This is a genomic window from Burkholderia sp. RS01 (genome assembly GCF_039748055.1).
Classification (GTDB): Bacteria; Actinomycetota; Actinomycetes; order Actinomycetales; family Micrococcaceae; genus Arthrobacter.
Map to the genome: position 1 here is coordinate 18952 of NZ_JBDLAK010000022.1, position 15216 is coordinate 34167.

16 protein-coding genes are annotated in these 15216 nt (G+C 65.7%); 8 read left to right on the forward strand and 8 right to left on the reverse strand.

All coding sequences use genetic code 11. The features are described from left to right. The first annotated feature begins 105 nt into the window (after window positions 1–105). Together ABFP37_RS18085 and ABFP37_RS18090 are read left to right on the forward strand one after the other, a co-directional pair. A complete protein-coding gene (locus tag ABFP37_RS18085) occupies window positions 106–1179 on the forward strand; it encodes a DUF5996 family protein (RefSeq protein WP_347034387.1) in 1074 nt (357 codons plus the stop codon). Between the two features lie 38 nt (window positions 1180–1217). Further along, complete coding sequence (locus tag ABFP37_RS18090; protein WP_347034388.1) at window positions 1218–1565, forward strand: UBP-type zinc finger domain-containing protein; 348 nt, start codon at window positions 1218–1220, stop codon at window positions 1563–1565. Between the two features lie 37 nt (window positions 1566–1602). Here ABFP37_RS18090 and ABFP37_RS18095 read toward each other — a convergent pair whose 3' ends face one another. From ABFP37_RS18095 to ABFP37_RS18105, 3 genes are all read right to left on the reverse strand, one after another. Further along, entirely contained in the window at window positions 1603–2409 is an 807-nt protein-coding gene (locus ABFP37_RS18095) for a BBE domain-containing protein (RefSeq protein ID WP_347034389.1), read from the reverse strand. 369 nt (window positions 2410–2778) lie between these two features. Continuing rightward, window positions 2779–3201: an alternative ribosome rescue aminoacyl-tRNA hydrolase ArfB gene (arfB, locus tag ABFP37_RS18100; RefSeq protein ID WP_347034390.1), complete on the reverse strand. Its 423-nt coding sequence runs from the start codon at window positions 3199–3201 to the stop codon at window positions 2779–2781. Window positions 3202–3291: 90 nt separating this feature from the next. Beyond that, the gene (locus tag ABFP37_RS18105) at window positions 3292–3765 is read right to left on the reverse strand and encodes a GNAT family N-acetyltransferase (protein WP_347034391.1); all 474 of its coding nucleotides are present in this window, start codon (window positions 3763–3765) and stop codon (window positions 3292–3294) included. A gap of 179 nt (window positions 3766–3944) precedes the next feature. Here ABFP37_RS18105 and ABFP37_RS18110 point away from each other — a divergent pair, with 179 nt between their 5' ends. Then, window positions 3945–4226 (forward strand): DUF3311 domain-containing protein, encoded by a 282-nt coding sequence (locus ABFP37_RS18110; protein ID WP_078029556.1) that lies wholly within the window; start codon window positions 3945–3947, stop codon window positions 4224–4226. Then, entirely contained in the window at window positions 4223–5917 is a 1695-nt protein-coding gene (locus tag ABFP37_RS18115; RefSeq protein WP_078029557.1) for a sodium:solute symporter, read from the forward strand. Before ABFP37_RS18110 ends, ABFP37_RS18115 begins: the two co-directional genes overlap by 4 nt. A 54-nt stretch (window positions 5918–5971) precedes the next feature. On the opposite strand, the gene ABFP37_RS18120 is transcribed toward ABFP37_RS18115, so the two are convergent. After that, window positions 5972–6664 carry a TetR/AcrR family transcriptional regulator gene (locus ABFP37_RS18120; RefSeq protein WP_078029558.1) on the reverse strand — a complete coding sequence of 231 codons (693 nt, stop codon included), beginning with the start codon at window positions 6662–6664 and terminating at the stop codon, window positions 5972–5974. A gap of 105 nt (window positions 6665–6769) precedes the next feature. Here ABFP37_RS18120 and ABFP37_RS18125 point away from each other — a divergent pair, with 105 nt between their 5' ends. After that, window positions 6770–7831 (forward strand): NAD(P)-dependent alcohol dehydrogenase, encoded by a 1062-nt coding sequence (locus ABFP37_RS18125; protein WP_347034392.1) that lies wholly within the window; start codon window positions 6770–6772, stop codon window positions 7829–7831. A 66-nt stretch (window positions 7832–7897) separates the two neighbouring features. Then, window positions 7898–8653 (forward strand): MerR family transcriptional regulator, encoded by a 756-nt coding sequence (locus ABFP37_RS18130; RefSeq protein WP_347034393.1) that lies wholly within the window; start codon window positions 7898–7900, stop codon window positions 8651–8653. Between the two features lie 74 nt (window positions 8654–8727). On the opposite strand, the gene ABFP37_RS18135 is transcribed toward ABFP37_RS18130, so the two are convergent. The 4 genes from ABFP37_RS18135 to ABFP37_RS18150 form a co-directional block, all read right to left on the reverse strand. Further along, window positions 8728–9480: a maleylpyruvate isomerase family mycothiol-dependent enzyme gene (locus ABFP37_RS18135; RefSeq protein WP_078029561.1), complete on the reverse strand. Its 753-nt coding sequence runs from the start codon at window positions 9478–9480 to the stop codon at window positions 8728–8730. Continuing rightward, the gene (locus ABFP37_RS18140) at window positions 9480–10307 is read right to left on the reverse strand and encodes a fumarylacetoacetate hydrolase family protein (RefSeq protein WP_078029562.1); all 828 of its coding nucleotides are present in this window, start codon (window positions 10305–10307) and stop codon (window positions 9480–9482) included. Before ABFP37_RS18140 ends, ABFP37_RS18135 begins: the two co-directional genes overlap by 1 nt. Further along, a complete protein-coding gene (locus ABFP37_RS18145; protein ID WP_347034431.1) occupies window positions 10307–11401 on the reverse strand; it encodes a cupin domain-containing protein in 1095 nt (364 codons plus the stop codon). Before ABFP37_RS18145 ends, ABFP37_RS18140 begins: the two co-directional genes overlap by 1 nt. A gap of 166 nt (window positions 11402–11567) precedes the next feature. Beyond that, window positions 11568–12389 carry an IclR family transcriptional regulator gene (locus ABFP37_RS18150; protein ID WP_347034394.1) on the reverse strand — a complete coding sequence of 274 codons (822 nt, stop codon included), beginning with the start codon at window positions 12387–12389 and terminating at the stop codon, window positions 11568–11570. Between the two features lie 48 nt (window positions 12390–12437). On the opposite strand from ABFP37_RS18150, the gene ABFP37_RS18155 reads away from it, so the two are divergent. Together ABFP37_RS18155 and ABFP37_RS18160 are read left to right on the forward strand one after the other, a co-directional pair. After that, window positions 12438–13754 (forward strand): aromatic acid/H+ symport family MFS transporter, encoded by a 1317-nt coding sequence (locus ABFP37_RS18155; protein ID WP_347034395.1) that lies wholly within the window; start codon window positions 12438–12440, stop codon window positions 13752–13754. After that, a complete protein-coding gene (locus tag ABFP37_RS18160) occupies window positions 13747–15003 on the forward strand; it encodes an FAD-dependent oxidoreductase (protein ID WP_347034396.1) in 1257 nt (418 codons plus the stop codon). The genes ABFP37_RS18155 and ABFP37_RS18160 overlap by 8 nt, the downstream gene beginning before the upstream one ends. Window positions 15004–15216: the final 213 nt, after the last annotated feature.

Genomic DNA, 15216 nt, shown 5'->3' on the forward strand with positions numbered 1-15216 from the left:
CCCCGGGAGCCGAGTGGCAGAATTCTTGGGAAGGGACCGCGCCCCCGCAGGGGTCAGTGCAGACGGTCCCCGGAAGCTGAAGTCCGGACGGCGGAGGACCCTTCGATGGACTATGCGGAAGCTGCTGACGCTCGCAACGGGTGGCCCCGGCTTCGTGTGGCTGACTGGGCTGAAACCCGGGATACGGTGCACATGTGGACCCAGATCGTGGGCAAGATCCGCATGGCCCATGCGCCGATGCTCAACCACTGGTGGCACGTGACCCTGTACGTCACACCGCGCGGGCTTGCGACCTCCAGGATCCCGTATGGCCGCGGCGCTTTCGATATCGAATTCGATTTCTGTGACCACCGGTTGCACATACGCTCCAGCGACGGGACTGCCGAGAGCGTCGTCCTCGAAGCCAAATCGGTGGCCGAATTCCATGCCGAGGTATTTCAGGCATTGCGGAGGCTCGGCATCGACACGTCCATCCGGGCGATTCCGAACGAGGTGGATCCGGCCATACCCTTCGCAGCAGACGACCGGCATGCCTCCTACGACGCCCAGGCCGTCCGGCTGTTCTGGCACCAATTGGTCCAGACGGACCGGGTCCTGAATGAATTCAGGTCCTACTTCAGCGGGAAGGCGAGTCCCGTTCACTTCTTCTGGGGATCGATGGATCTGGCATACACGAGGTTCTCCGGGCGTGCGACGTCGACCGAACCGGGCGGTGCCCCAAACTGCCCCGACTGGGTCATGGCCGAGGCCTACTCCCACGAAACGAGCGGCTGCGGGTTTTGGCAGGGCGGAGGTGAGGAAGGCGCCTTCTACGCCTATTCGTTTCCCGAGCCGGCCGGTTACTCCGAGTACGTCAGCGAAGCGGACGGTACCGTCTACAGCAAAGCCGACAAGCTCTACCTGCTTCCCTATGAGAACGTCCGCGCCGCACCGGATCCGGACGGGACCATGTCTCGGTTCCTTCACTCCACTTACGGGGTGGCCGCCGAGACAGGCCGCTGGGACCGGGCAGGTCTTGAAATCGATCCGGACCGCTGGCGGCAGCACCGTCACCACCGGCAGCCCCGGGCAGGCGCGCGGCGCCGCCTCGCCCTGACCCCGGGCCTTTCGCGACCCGACGTCGGACCGACAGGACAAGGACCCTCCATCGGCCCAGGCATGGATCTGGACGTAAAATAGTGCGCGGGCGACGGCGCCCGAATCCGAGGAGAAGCCAAATGAACGTGGTGCAGGGCATTGATGTCTCGGTCCCGCCCAGCGGTGCCGGATGCATTGAATGCGACGCCAGCGGAGGCTGGTGGCTGCATCTTCGCCGGTGTGCCCAGTGTGGCCACATCGGCTGTTGCGACAACTCACCGGCCCAACACGCCTCCGCTCATGCCCGATCCACGGGCCATCCCGTCATCCGCGCCTTCGAACCGGGCGAAGCCTGGTTCTACGACTACCCCAGCTCCACTTTTTTCGACGGACCGGACCTGGCGCCGCCGGCCCATCACCCACTCGATCAGAGCGTCCCGGGGCCGGCCTCGCGAGTCCCCCAAGACTGGCGCCACAAGTTGGCCTGACCATGTGCCCTGGCAGAACCGACCCCCAGGTAACCCCTCAGCATCCCGTTCCGGGGGAGGACTTCCCTAGACGGGCGTCGGCGGAATGTTGTGGTTGAGGCGGAAGAGATTGTGGGTCGTAGCGGTCTTTGAGTGCAAGGAGGCGCTGATATTTCTCCTGCCCGTAGGCCCGGCGCGCGGCGTCTGCGTCGTGGGGTCCGAGTTCGGCGCCAAGGAAGTTGACGTATTGGCCTTCCTCGGAGAATGGCTGCATGAGCGCGTAGGCCTTGCGGGCAAAGGCGGTCAGCCGGTCGTCCTCGGATGGGTCGTGCCATAACCCATAGACGTTGAGCCAGTAACGCGCGGACCGGTTCGGGAACGCTGTGGCCACTTCCGGCACCCGTCCGAACGCGCCTTCCAGATGGTGGACGTCTATCCCCGTGCCCTGCCAGGTCAGCTCGGAGGCTAAACCAACCAGTACGTCGATGACCTCCTGGTCGAGGCTGGAGAACGCAACGTTCTTCCAGTAGCCGCGCGAGCCCTTAGGAAACACGGTGTCCATGGCGCCCTGCCAGCCCACCCACGAAGTCGCGCCCACTTCCTCTTGGTCGGGAGGAGCCTCTAGGCGCAGTTGCTCAAGGAGCTTGAGGCCGGCTTGGTGGTCGTCGGCAACCCAGGCGAATCCGGCAATCATCCACGGCTCGTCGCCCATCCCGAATTCGGGCTGGAGTACGAGGAACGCCCCTCCGCCGCTGCGCACGTGCTCGCCGGCGGCCGCCCGGGCAACGGCACGAGGATGGACATTGACCATGCCGTTCCATACCGCCCGGGCTTCCTCATAGAGCGGATCCTGTGGCTCGATCAATGATCCCGACAGCCGCCCGCGCAACTCCTGCAGAGCCTGTTGGATAGTTCCGGATCATGTTGATGAACTGTGTTCATCGGTCGATGCTTCCGGGTCAAAGGGCGAAACCCTTGGTCAATTTTCTTTGGATGTGGTCGGCATCGGCGCCCGAAGGTCACCAGATGCGGCTCTCAGACATTCGTCTGAACTCCCGTGAGTTGTCCCGATTTTAGGTTTGCCACCTGAGCTGGGCAACAACTTATTTGTCTAACGCGCCCGTAGGGCGACGAGTCCAAGTCCTGCGTCACGTCGTCCCTAGTTGGACGCGAAGGTGCCCGTCGCCGTAGTCGAACGTCCGTGCGTCGACGGAAGGAATGCTGGTGCACGGCGCTACTCGGCGGGCGGACGCCTTCGCTGCTGTTTCGTCGCCGCCCGCTGTTCCTTCGCAGCGCGGTGCCGACGGTTCGAACCCCGGGTGGGTTTGGTCGCCCGGCGTTGAGCAGCTTCTGGAGCAAGACCCTCGGCAACGAGGCCGGAGAGTTTGGCCAGGGCGATCTCGCGGTTGCGCAGCTGAGAGCGATGCTCGGAGGCGGTGACGGTGATGACCCCGGCGATGAGGCGACGGCCGAGGCGCGTGACCAGCATCAGGCGTTGGCCGTCCGAAAGCGCAGTCGAGTCAACGACGTTCCACGACAGCTCGACGCGCGTGTCCGAGGTGTTGACGTGTTGCCCGCCTGGCCCGGATGAACGCGAGAACCGCCAGCCGAGTTCCGACGAGGGAATCGTGAGCGCGGGCGAAACTTCCAGATCCATGGAACCAGCCTTGCACGATGTGCGCGCGGTAGAAGCCCCCGACAGTCGCCTCACTCGGTCATCCAGCGGCAGGAGAGGTTAGGGGATTGCTCAGAGGCGGAGTTCCATGAAAACGCTGTTTGGATCCAGGGCGTAGCCGGCAAAGGGCGGACACTCGGTGAATCCGTGGCGGGCGTACAGCCGCCGGGCGGGAGCGAAATACTCCTCTGTTCCTGTCTCGAGATAGATGCGCTTGAAGTCCCGGCTTCGGGCGTCGTCCAGGATGTGCCTGAGCATGAGGGTCGCCACGCCGCGGCCCCGTGCACTTGACGTGGTGCGCATGGACTTTATTTCGCCGTGCCGTGCAGAGCCGGGCGGGGAGTCGAGGAGTTTGAGCGCGCCACACCCCAGGAGCTCGCCTTCCTTGCGGGCCGTCCAAAAGGTGATGGACGGCCCGGACAGGGCTGAGGGGTCCAGTGCGTGCACACTTTCGGCCGGAGAAGTGGCGAACATGTCCGCCAGGTGCTCGCTCAGGAGTTGGTGGACATCCTCGCGGGCGGGGTCATCGGGGTCAATGTGAATCATCGCCTCAAATCTACCGGTTCCGCCAACTAACTAGAAAGTACGGGCGCAAATGCCCTGTTGGAGAATAAGTCCAGTGTCTATTCTGTTGGTTAGGACCGCCGCGACACACGGTCCACAGGCCGCCGGCACGTCCCGGGAAGCCTTCCCGCTGCGGGGCCCGTCTCGATGAGGAGGCGTCGATGTCCATTCCTGATGCTCCAACGCGCGGGCCGGCAAGACCTGGTCCGTACGTCATCGCCGGAATACTGTTGGCAACCGCCATTGTGGTTCCGTTGTTTGTGCCGGCGTATTCAATCGATGAGCCGCGCTTGGCCGGTATGCCGTTCTTCTACTGGTATCAGATGATGTGGATTCCGGTCACCGCGGGCCTGGTGGGGTGCTCTTACTGGCTGATCACCAAGGAGGATCGGCGCCGTCGCGAAGCCGTGCGGGGAACGACCGGTGCAGAGGATGAGCGATGAGCGGGCTCACCGTGCCGCTGGCCGTTCCGGACCGGCCCATTAACGGCGTTGCACTCACTATTGTGATTATTCTCTTCGTCTTGGTGGCTGCCTTGGGGTTCTTTGCGGCGCGGTGGCGCCGAGAAGAGGCGACTGGGCTCCACAGCCTGGACGAGTGGGGCCTTGGAGGCCGCGGTTTTGGAACCTGGGTGACCTGGTTCCTGCTGGGCGGCGACCTCTATACGGCCTATACCTTCGTGGCAGTCCCGGCTGCGATGTGGGCCACGGGAGCCGTCAGCGGTTTCTTCGCAGTACCGTACACGATCGTTCTGTACCCGATCGTGTTTCTCCTTATGAGCCGTCTGTGGTCCGTTTCGCACCGGCATGGGTTCGTCACGCCGGCCGATTTCGTTGGCGGCCGCTACGGCAGCAAGGCCCTTACCGTTGCCGTCGCCGTGACGGGCATCGTCGCGACCATGCCTTACATCGCGCTGCAGCTGGTTGGCATCAAGGCTGTGCTCACGGTGCTGGGCCTGGGCAGTGCGGAGAACGTGCTGCTGACGGATCTGCCGCTGATCATCGCGTTCGTAGTCCTGGCCGCCTACACCTACACGTCGGGTCTGCGGGCTCCGGCCCTGATCGCAGTAGTCAAGGACCTGCTGATCTATCTGGCGGTGATCGTTGCGGTGATCTACCTGCCGATCAAGTTCGGCGGCTGGGGCACCATCTTCGACTCGGCTGAGGCGAAACTGGGTGCGGTCAACCCGGCAACCGGCAAACCCGCTGGAGTATTCATTCCGGGCGCCGGCAGCTACTCCGCGTACTGGACGCTGGCTTTGGGCTCGGCCTTGGCGCTGTTCATGTATCCGCACTCGATCACGGGCGTCCTGGCGACGAAGAGCAGGAACACGATCCGGAAGAATGCCGCGGTGCTGCCGCTGTACTCGTTGATGCTGGGGTTCCTGGCGCTGCTGGGTTACGCGGCGATTTACGCCGGTACCAAGCCCATCGACTTGAACGGCGCCATTAACCCGCAGCTGGTGGTGCCGCAGCTGTTCCTTGACCACTTCCCGGACTGGTTTGCCGGCATCGCCTTGGCCGCCATCGCCATCGGCGCGTTGGTCCCGGCCGCGATCATGTCAATAGCCGCCGCCAACCTCTTCACCCGCAACATTTACCGCGATCTGATCCGACCTGACGCCAAACCCAGGCAGGAAGCCAAAGTCTCCAAGATCGCATCGCTGGTGGTGAAATTCGGTGCACTGATTTTCGTCATCGCCATGGACCAGTCGGCAGCCATTAATATGCAGCTCCTCGGCGGCATATGGATCTTGCAGACTTTCCCGGCAATCGTGGCAGGGCTATACACCCGCTGGTTCCACCGGTGGGCGCTGTTCTGCGGCTGGGCAGCCGGAATCATCTATGGCACTATCGCTGCCTACAACGTGGTCAACCCAGTCACGAAAGCCAACTTTGGCGGCTCCATCGCGGCCATCCCCGGTACCGACGTGCAGGTCTACATCGCTGTCGTGGCCTTCGTGATAAACCTTATCGTCGCTGCCGGCCTGTCTCTGGTACTCCGTGCATTCAAGGTCCCTGATGGAAAGGACATCACGCGCAGCTCGGACTACGGCGCCGACGAGAACGATCCGAAGGTCGCCGAGATCCAGCGTGAGTACCCGCTCGGCGAGCCCGGCGGCCCCGCCTTCTGACACGTATTACAACGGAATTCCGCGCCACAGTAATAGGTTTCCGGAGTTTCCGTTCTAATGCTCCGCGTCTGGGCCAGCGGGTGGAATCGACCGGCTGAGGCCGTCAAGAATGAGGTTCAGCCCGAAGTCGAACTCATCCCCGAAGTCGTAGCCGGGTCTGAGCACGTGTTCGGTGGCAATCTCGACCAGGTGGGGGTACTGACCGGTTGAAAAACTCTCCACGATCGGCGTCGTGGTTTCCGCGGCGGTGTCCGGGCCGGTAAAGGGCAGGGCGGCTTCCTGGAGGGCGAAACCGTAAATGTAGCTGTCCAGCAGGGCGTAGGCGTGGGCCGTGAGCTGAACTGAAAAGCCGGCGGCTCTTAGCGTGCCCAGCGTCGCGTCGTGGTGGCGCAGGGTCGCCGGGCCGGGGGAGGTGCGGGATTCCAAGAGTCCGACCGCCCACGGGTGGCGCCTGAGCGCGCGGCGCATCGCGTGCGCCCTGCGGTGCATTTCGTCCCGCCAGTCGCCCGCGGGGGAGGGCTGTTCGATTTCGCCGAAGACAATGTCCACGATGCCGTCAAGAATCTCTTCCTTGTTGGCCACGTAGTAGTAGAGCGACATGGGTTTGGTCCCCATGCTCTGCGCGAGCGATCGGATGGTCAGTGCGGCGATTCCGGACTCGTCGGCCAGGCCCAAAGCGCACTCAAGCACTTTCTCCCGGCTGAGCGGAAGTCTCTTCCCAGGGACGGGCGGCGTGGTGGTCGACAACGAAAACTCCTTGGCCGTAGCGGTTTAGTACATTGTACGATACTCTTTTTAGTACAGCGTACGAATCAGTGGGCTGCACACTCCAAGTGTTTGAAAGGAACGGCCATGACCTCTGGTCAACAAGCTAAGGGGACCCCTCGTCCGGGCGGCTCGCCGGGCGGCTCGCCGGGAGGCGAGGTCACCATGCGGGCCATCGTGCAGGAGTCCTACGGCTCCGCCGGTGTCCTGCACATGGCGCAGATTCCCAGGCCGGGGATTGGAGAGGACGAAGTGTTGATCCAGGTCCATGCCGCCGGGCTGGACCGGGGCACCTGGCACGTCACCACGGGCCTGCCGTACGCGCTGCGCCTGGCCTACGGCATCCGCGCCCCCAAAAACCCCGTTCCCGGGCTGGACCTGGCCGGCACCGTCATCGCGGTCGGAGCGGCCGTGACCCGGTTCTCAGCCGGGGACCACGTCTTCGGCGCAGGGAAAGGCCCCTTCGCCGAGTACGCCACCGCCCGCGAAAGCCAGCTCGCCCGCAAGCCGGCGAACATCAGCTTCGAACAAGCCTCGGTGGTTCCTGTGTCCGCCTGCACCGCCCTGCAGGCCCTCCGCACCGCCGGCCCGATAACGCCGGGGCAGAAGGTGCTGGTCCTCGGCGCCTCGGGCGGGGTCGGCAGCTACGCTGTGCAGCTCGCCAAGGCTTCCGGCGCAGTGGTCACCGGAGTTTCCAGCACCGGCAAGATGGACCTGGTGCGTTCGCTCGGCGCCGACCACGTCATCGACTACACCAGGCAGGACTTCGCCGACGGCAGCGAACACTACGACCTGATCCTGGACATCGCCGGCAACCCCGGCCTGGCGCGCCTCCGCCGGGCGCTCACCCGCACCGGAACGGCCGTCATTACCGGCGGCGAGGAAGGCGGGCCCTGGACGGGCAGTATTGACAGGCAGTTCCGGGCGCTGGCCCTGTCACCGTTCATCAGCCAGCGGCTGACCATGGTCCTGGCCAAGGCGGAGGCAGCGGACCTCGAGCACCTCGCCGGACTCATCGAAGCAGGAACCCTGACCCCTACCCTCGACCGTACCTATCCGCTGGAACAGGTCCCCGATGCAATGCGCTACTTCGATGCCGGCAAAACCCGCGGGAAAATCGCCATCACCATTCCCAAATCAGGTTCTTGACCTTCCCGTTGCGTCAACCTTTAGAGTCGGCTTATCGGCGCGGAGGTGCCGCGGAAGGAGGAACGCATGGACTGGTCGATCCAACAGATCGCCAGGATCGCCGGCACCACAAGCCGGGCGCTGCGGCACTATGACGACATCGGCCTGCTTAAGCCGAGCCGGATGGCCCCCAACGGCTACCGGCACTACGACCAGGCGGCGCTGGTCCAGCTCCAGCGGATTCTGCTGTTGCGCGAGCTGGGCCTTGGCCTGTCGGTGATCGGCGAAGTGCTTGGCGACGAGTCAGACGCCGTCAAGGCCCTGAGCGGCCACCTGAAGTGGCTGCGCCAGGAGCAGGACAGGCTGAACCGGCAGATCGCATCGGTCCAGCGCACCATCGAGGCAGTGAAAGGAGGTGGAGAGCTGATGGCAGAGAACATGTTCGACGGCTTTGACCACACCCGGCACAAGGATGAAGTGGAGGAACGCTGGGGCAGGGATGCCTATGCCAGCGGCCACTCCTGGTGGCGTGGAATGGACGCCCGGGAGAAAGCGGCCTGGAAGCAGCGCTCGCAGCAGCTCGGCAGCGACTGGATCGCCGCGGCCGGTGCGGGCATCGCCGCCGATAGCGACGAGGCGCAGGACCTTGCCCGGCGGCAGGTGGAATGGCTCCGGGGAATTCCAGGTACGCCGGCGGCATCGGGAGGTGACGTGAAGGGTTACGTGATCGGGCTCGGCGAAATGTATGTGGCCGATCCTCGCTTCAGCGCAAACTATGGCGGCGAGTCCGGCGCAACTTTCGTTCGGGACGCCCTGCGCGTCTACGCGGAAGCGAACCTGTAGCTGCGGCCGAATACTGGAAAAGCCCCCTCGGCGAGGGGGCTTTTCCCGTTGCCGGAATCAGTGCGGCGATGGGTTCAAATCCACTTCGGCGCGGCCGGAACCGCACCGTTGGTGGCTGCCATGCCGGTGGCGGTGACGCCGCCGAGCCCCCGGCCGGCGGCCCATTCGACGACGGCGGCCAACGGCCCGGAGACCACGGTGGGGGACGCCGACGTCGGATCCCCGAACGTGAGATTGCGGTCCGTCACTTTGACCACCAGTCCCGCGTCGGTGCCGCGGGTGTGCCACGCACCGGTGATGTCCTTGAGCAGGCGTTCCAGGACGGGCGCCGGGATGTCGGCGAAGGAGGCGCCGTTGTCCAGGTCGACGGCGTGCATCCAGACTTCGCGGGTGCGCATCCAGACCGTTTCCGTTGCAGGCACCTCCCGGCCCTGGATGGTCCGCACTTTGTGGTGCCAGGCATCTTCGGGGAGGTCGCGCCATTCGACGTTCAGGTGAACGGCGGAGTGGTCGAACAGGTTCCGCAGCGCGATCGGGCTGAGCGTGGCGCCGAAGTTGATTTCGTGGTCCCGCACCGACGTGGAGGCGTACATGGGTGTCTCCACGCCGGTGCCCGCCCACTCGACCAGCCGCGCGATGGCCCGCGCGTTGTAGCCGATGTGGGCCGTCACGTGGCGGCGGGTCCAGCCCCGCAGCAGCGAATCGCCGTCGAGCTCCTGGTCGCTGAGTTCGTTGAGTTTGCGGGCGAAGAACGCGGTGCCCCGCCGGGCCTGCAGCAAACCCTCGAGCAGCTGCGGGTCGGTGGTCTGGTCGGTGCGGGCAGCCATCAGGCTTCCTTGACCACGCGGTTGTTCAGCTGGCCCAGGCCCTCGATGGTGGTGACCAGGAGCTGGCCTTCCTGCAGGTAGCGCTTGGGGTCCTGGGCGTGGCCAACGCCTCCCGGGGTGCCGGTGGCGATCACGTCGCCGGGGTTCAGCGTGATGATGGTGGAGATGTAGGAGACCAGGAACTCCGGGGTGAAGACGAGGTCGCCGGTGGGGGTCTGCTGCTGGATCTCGCCGTCCACGGCCGAGGTCATGAGCGGGCCGGCGGTGAATTCGTCGCTGGTGACCAGGGCGGGGCCGAACGGGGTGGACTTCTCCCAGGTCTTGCCCTGCAGCCATTGGATGGTGCGGAACTGATAGTCGCGCATGGACACGTCGTTCAGCACGGAGTACCCGGCGATGTGGTCCTTGGCGTCGGACTCGCTGATCCGGCGGCCCTGCTTGCCGATCACCACGGCGAGTTCGGCTTCCCAGTCGACGGTGTCGGATTCCTGCGGCAGTGCCAGGTCGTCGTTCGGGCCGATCAGGGATTCCTGGTACTTGGCGAACAGGGTGGGGTACTCCGGGATCTCCCGGCCCATTTCCTTGATGTGGTTACGGTAGTTGTGGCCCACGCAGATGATTTTCCCCGGGAAGGGCACGACGGCGGCGAGGTCGGCGCCGTCGAACGGGTGCGTTGCGCCGCTGGCTGCCTTCGCGGTGTCTTCCCAGCCGTCGCTGCGGAGGAGCTCTCCGACGTCGGCGAAGCCGTCGATCTGGGTCAGGGTGTCGCCGTCCTGGCGGACGGCCGTCGTCGTTCCGTTGCCGGTGCGGAGGGTGAGGAGTCTCATTACTTGTTGCGTCCTTCGGTGTAGGTGCGGTTGAAATTCAGCCGTTCAAAGATGGGTGCGTCGCTGAAACGGAACAGGTCGAACTCGGTGTCCGCCTGCAGGGACCATTCCTGCCAGGACGGGACGACGAACAGGTCGCCCTTGTCCAGGGTCCTGGTCTCGCCGTTCAGGACCACCGAGCCGAACCCTTCGAAGACCTGCCACACGCTGGAGCCGACCTCCCGGACGGCCTCGGTGCTGGCGCCGGCACGGAGGCGGTGGAACTCGGCCCGGATGGTGGGCATCACGTCCCCGCCGGTGGTCGGGTTGGAGTAACGCACCGCGGCGTGGCCCTGGGAGACCGTGGCCGGGTGGCCTTCGTCTTCGAGGAGCAGCTGCTCGGTCAGGGCACGGTCGGTGTGTTCCCAGCGGTACGCGGCGATGGGGGAGTTGGTGGTGTCATTCAGACCCGAGAGCGGGCGCAGGCCGGGGTGGGCCCAGAGCCGTTCGGAGCGGGAGATGTCCGGGGTGGCCTCGTCGGTGACGCGCTCGGTGCCGAACTCGAAGAACCCGGCGTCGGCGTAGTGCACGAACGGGATGTCCAGGCCGTCGATCCAGGCCATCGGCTGGTCAGTGTCGTTATGGTGGCCGTGGAAGTTCCAGCCCGGGGTCAGCAGGAAGTCCCCGCGGCGCATCGCGACCGGGTCCCCGTTCACCACGGTCCAGACGCCTTCGCCCTCGACGACGAAGCGGAACGCGTTCTGCGAGTGGCGGTGTTCCGGCGCGGTTTCGTGCGCACCGAGGTACTGGATGGCTGCCCACAGCGTGGGCGTCGCGTAGGGGGTACCCGCCAGGCCCGGGTTGGCCAGTGCAATCGCGCGGCGTTCACCGCCCCGGCCCACGGGAACCAGGTCGCCCGCCCGGGCGGCCAGCGGATACAGGTCACTCCACCGCCACACATGCGGCACGGCTTTCGGGGACGGAACCATCGGCATCAGATCCGCAATCTCCGTCCACAACGGGATCAGGTTCTCGCGGTCAAAATCCCGGTACAGCTGCTTCAGCTGGGCTGCCTCTTCAGGCGTGGGCTCCGGCAGGGCGTGGCTGGCGGCCACTGAATCATGGGTCGTGCTTTCGGCGCTGATGGACACGAGGGCCTCCTCTAGGTCAGAACAGTTCGTTGGCGTAGTTCGACCCTACGGACGGAGCAGTGTGACCCCCAACATATTCTGCTGGTCAGAATTAGTTGGTCGAGGCTGAATTCTCGAGACCGACGGAGCCTTAGTCCGGCTCGGCCGGATTTGCCGCGATGTCGATCTCCAGCTGCCGGCAGGTTTCACGCAGGGCGGCGACGAGTCCGCCGTCGAACACCCTGCGGAACCGGGTCGCGGGAGTGGCGACGCTGATCGCGCCCACAACCTGACCGTGCCTGTTGTGCAGGGCGATTCCCAAGGCGCTCACGCCCTCCTCCGTGCCTTCGAAATTGGCGGCGAAGCCGTTGCTGCGGATGGACTCGAGTTCGCGCAGGAACGCCGGATACTCCGTGGCGGGAATCGTGTCCCCGCCGATCTCGGCGTTACTGCTGCGGAAGAGCTGTTCGATCATGTGCGGTTCCAGTTCGGCGAGCATGGCCTTGCCCCCTGAGGTCTTGTTGGCTGGCATGACCGTCCCCTGCCGGTCGCCGACACGTAACACATTCTCTCCTTCGACGGTGGCCAGGAAGCGCACTTTCGTCCCGACCCGCACCATCAGATTGACGGTCTCGTTGAGCCGCCCAGAGAGCAGTTCCATGTGCGGCTGGGCGAGCGAGCGGAGCAGCCTGGTCCAGCCCAGGCCGGCCGGACCGACGCCCATGGCCGGACCGGGTGCGTAGCGGCGGGTTTCATCCTGCACGGCGAACCCCCGGTAGACCAGCATGGCCAGGAGTCGGTGGGCGGTGGACGGGGCCACGCCGAGCTCCTCGGCGGCGTCCTTGAGCCGCAGCGCCCCGCCATCGCGGAGCAGCTGGAGAAGCTGCAGCGCGTTGTCGACGGCCTCGATGGAATAGGTCGGCCGCTTCTGCACGGGCTTCCTGGCTGATCTGGCTGCTGGGTTGTTCTGCACAACAGAATTCTATGGTGCTTCACCTGCGGCGGCCACGACAGTAGTGGGATGAATCACACACTTCCCGATGCAGCGCCGCACCGGTTCCCGCCCGGGGCTCCCGCCCCCACTGCCGCCGATGGGCCTGCATCGCGGTTTTCCAAAGGCTCCGCAGCCGCCGTCCTGGTCTGCTGGCTCCTGGTGGTCTTCGATGGCTACGACCTCATCGTCTACGGCACCGTCCAGTCCTCCCTGGTCTCCGAGACCGGCTGGGGACTGACCAAGGCCACGGCCGGAACCATCGGTTCCATGGCCTTCGTCGGCATGATGATCGGGGCAATCTTCGCCGGCCGGATGGCCGACTCCTGGGGGCGCCGCCGTACCATCCTGGGCTGCGCCGTTGTTTTCTCGATCTTCACCATCCTCTGTGCCTTCGCCCCGAACGCCGCCGTCTTCGGGGGGCTTCGGCTCCTGGCCGGCATTGGCCTCGGCGGCCTGGTGCCCTCAGCCAACGCCCTGGTCGCCGAACTGGTTCCCGCGAAGTGGCGGTCCACCATCGCCACCCTGATGATGTCCGGCGTCCCGATCGGCGGATCCATCGCCGCCCTCGTCGGCATCCAGCTGATCCCCGCCTTCGGCTGGGAGTCCATGTTCCTGGTGGCCGTGCTGGCCCTGATGGTCGTGGTGCCGCTCGGGCTGAAATACCTTCCGGAGACGCTGGCCCCGGTCAGCGCCGCGGATAGGGCCACGCGCAAGACCAAGGAGCCGGCAGGCTTTTCCTCCCTGCTCCGCGCCCCGTACCTGGGGGTGAGCCTGCTGTTCGCCTTGGCGACGATCGCCACCCTGTTCGCCTGGTACGGGCTGGGAACGTGGCTGCCCAACCTCATGCAACTGGCCGGCTACAACCTGGGGTCCGCCCTGACCTTCGCTTTGGCCCTCAACCTGGGTGCGGTGGCAGGCTCGGTCATCACGGCCTGGGCCGGGACCCGTTTCGGTCCGATTCCGACGGCGATAGCCGCGGCCGCCGTCGCCGCCGGTGCGCTCGTCGTCCTGGTCACGGGACCGCCGGTCACCGTCGTGTACCTCATGCTGGTCCTCGCCGGTGTCGGCACGCACGGCACGCAGTGCCTCATCATCGCCGCCGTCGCTAGCCACTATCCCGGACACCTGCGCGGGACCGCGCTGGGCTGGGCGCTGGGCACCGGCCGCATCGGCGCCGTCGCCGCACCCCAGGTAGGCGGCCTCCTGTTGGCCGCCGGCCTGGGCGTCAATTCCAATTTCCTGGCCTTCGCCGGTGCAGCCGCCATCGCCGCGCTGCTGCTGGCCGCCATCGGCCTCAAGCTGAAGTCAAAATCCTCAATCTCTCAAGGAGCAAGCAATGTCTGAGCACGCCACGTCCACCGATGTCCTCGTCATCGGAGGGGGAATGGCCGGACTGGCCGGAGCCCTCGCGCTGCGGGAGAACGGCGCCAACGTCACCCTCGTGGAGCGGGCCCCGGAATTCGGCGAAGTCGGCGCCGGGCTGCAGATGGCCCCCAACGCTTCCCGCGTCCTGCGCCGCTGGGGCCTGCTGGAAAAGGCACTGGAGATCGGTGTCCAGCCCAAGCACCTGGTCTTCCGCGACGCCGTCACCGGCGAGGAGCTCACCCGCCAGACGCTGGACGGCGAATTTGAGGAACGCTACGGTGCGCCGTACGTCGTGATCCACCGCAGCGACCTGCACCGGGTCCTGCTCGAAGGCTGCGAGGCGGCGGGCGTGAAGCTTGTCAACGACGTCATGGTCGAAAGTGTTGAGACCGTGAACGGGCGCGGCGTGGCCCACACCGCCGCCGGCGTGGACTACGAGGCCGACGTCGTGATCGGCGCCGACGGACTCAAGTCCACCCTCCGTCCGCTCGTGGCCGGCGACGAGCCAGTCTCGTCCGCTTACGTTGCCTACCGCGGCACGGTGCCGATCAACGAAAACACGCCCAAGGCGGACCTCGAGGACGTCATTGTCTACCTCGGCCCGGACTGCCACCTGGTGCAGTACCCGCTGCGCAAAGGCGAGCTGCTGAACACCGTGGCCGTCTTCAAGTCCGCGTCCTTCGAACGCGGCGAGGAGCAGTACGGGGGAGTGGACGAGCTCGAAGCCGCGTACAAGGATTGCGTCCCGGCCGTCCGGGAAGCGCTCGAGAACCTGGGTACCAGCATGCGCTGGCCCATGTACGACCGCGATCCGATCGAAAACTGGGTCGCCGGCCGGATGGTGCTGATGGGTGACGCCGCGCACCCCATGCTGCAGTACCTCGCCCAGGGCGCCTGCCAGGCGCTCGAGGACGCGGCCGTGCTGCAGGACGCCACCAGCGGCACCGTGTTCACCCCGAACGGCGTCAACCCGGGAGCCTGGGATGACGCTATCCGGGAATTCAACATCCTCCGCGCCGGCCGTACGGCCCGGGTCCAGCGCACCGCCCGCATCTGGGGCGAATCCTGGCACGTCTCCGGGCTGGCCCGGACGCTGCGCAACCTGCTCTTCAAGAGCCGGAAGGACAACAACTTCCAGTACAACGACTGGCTCTACGGCCAGGACGGCGGCGGCGTGCCGGCAGCTCGGGCCGCCGACTCCAGGCTGGCGGACCGGATTTCCGCCTGATCCGGTGACGGGTCCCGGCCCTGCTGCCGGATGAGCGATCACGTGCACCGGACCGGCTCCCCCAAGGAGCCGGTCCGGAGCACTGCCCCTCCATCGCGTCAGTCCGGCTGTCTTGAAGGCTGCCTGAAGGAAGGGCAAAGAAATTTCCGGGCCCGTGTCGATCTGCCCTCGCGCCGTTCGACCTGTGGGTGAGAAGGTCGAAGGGCGGCCTTC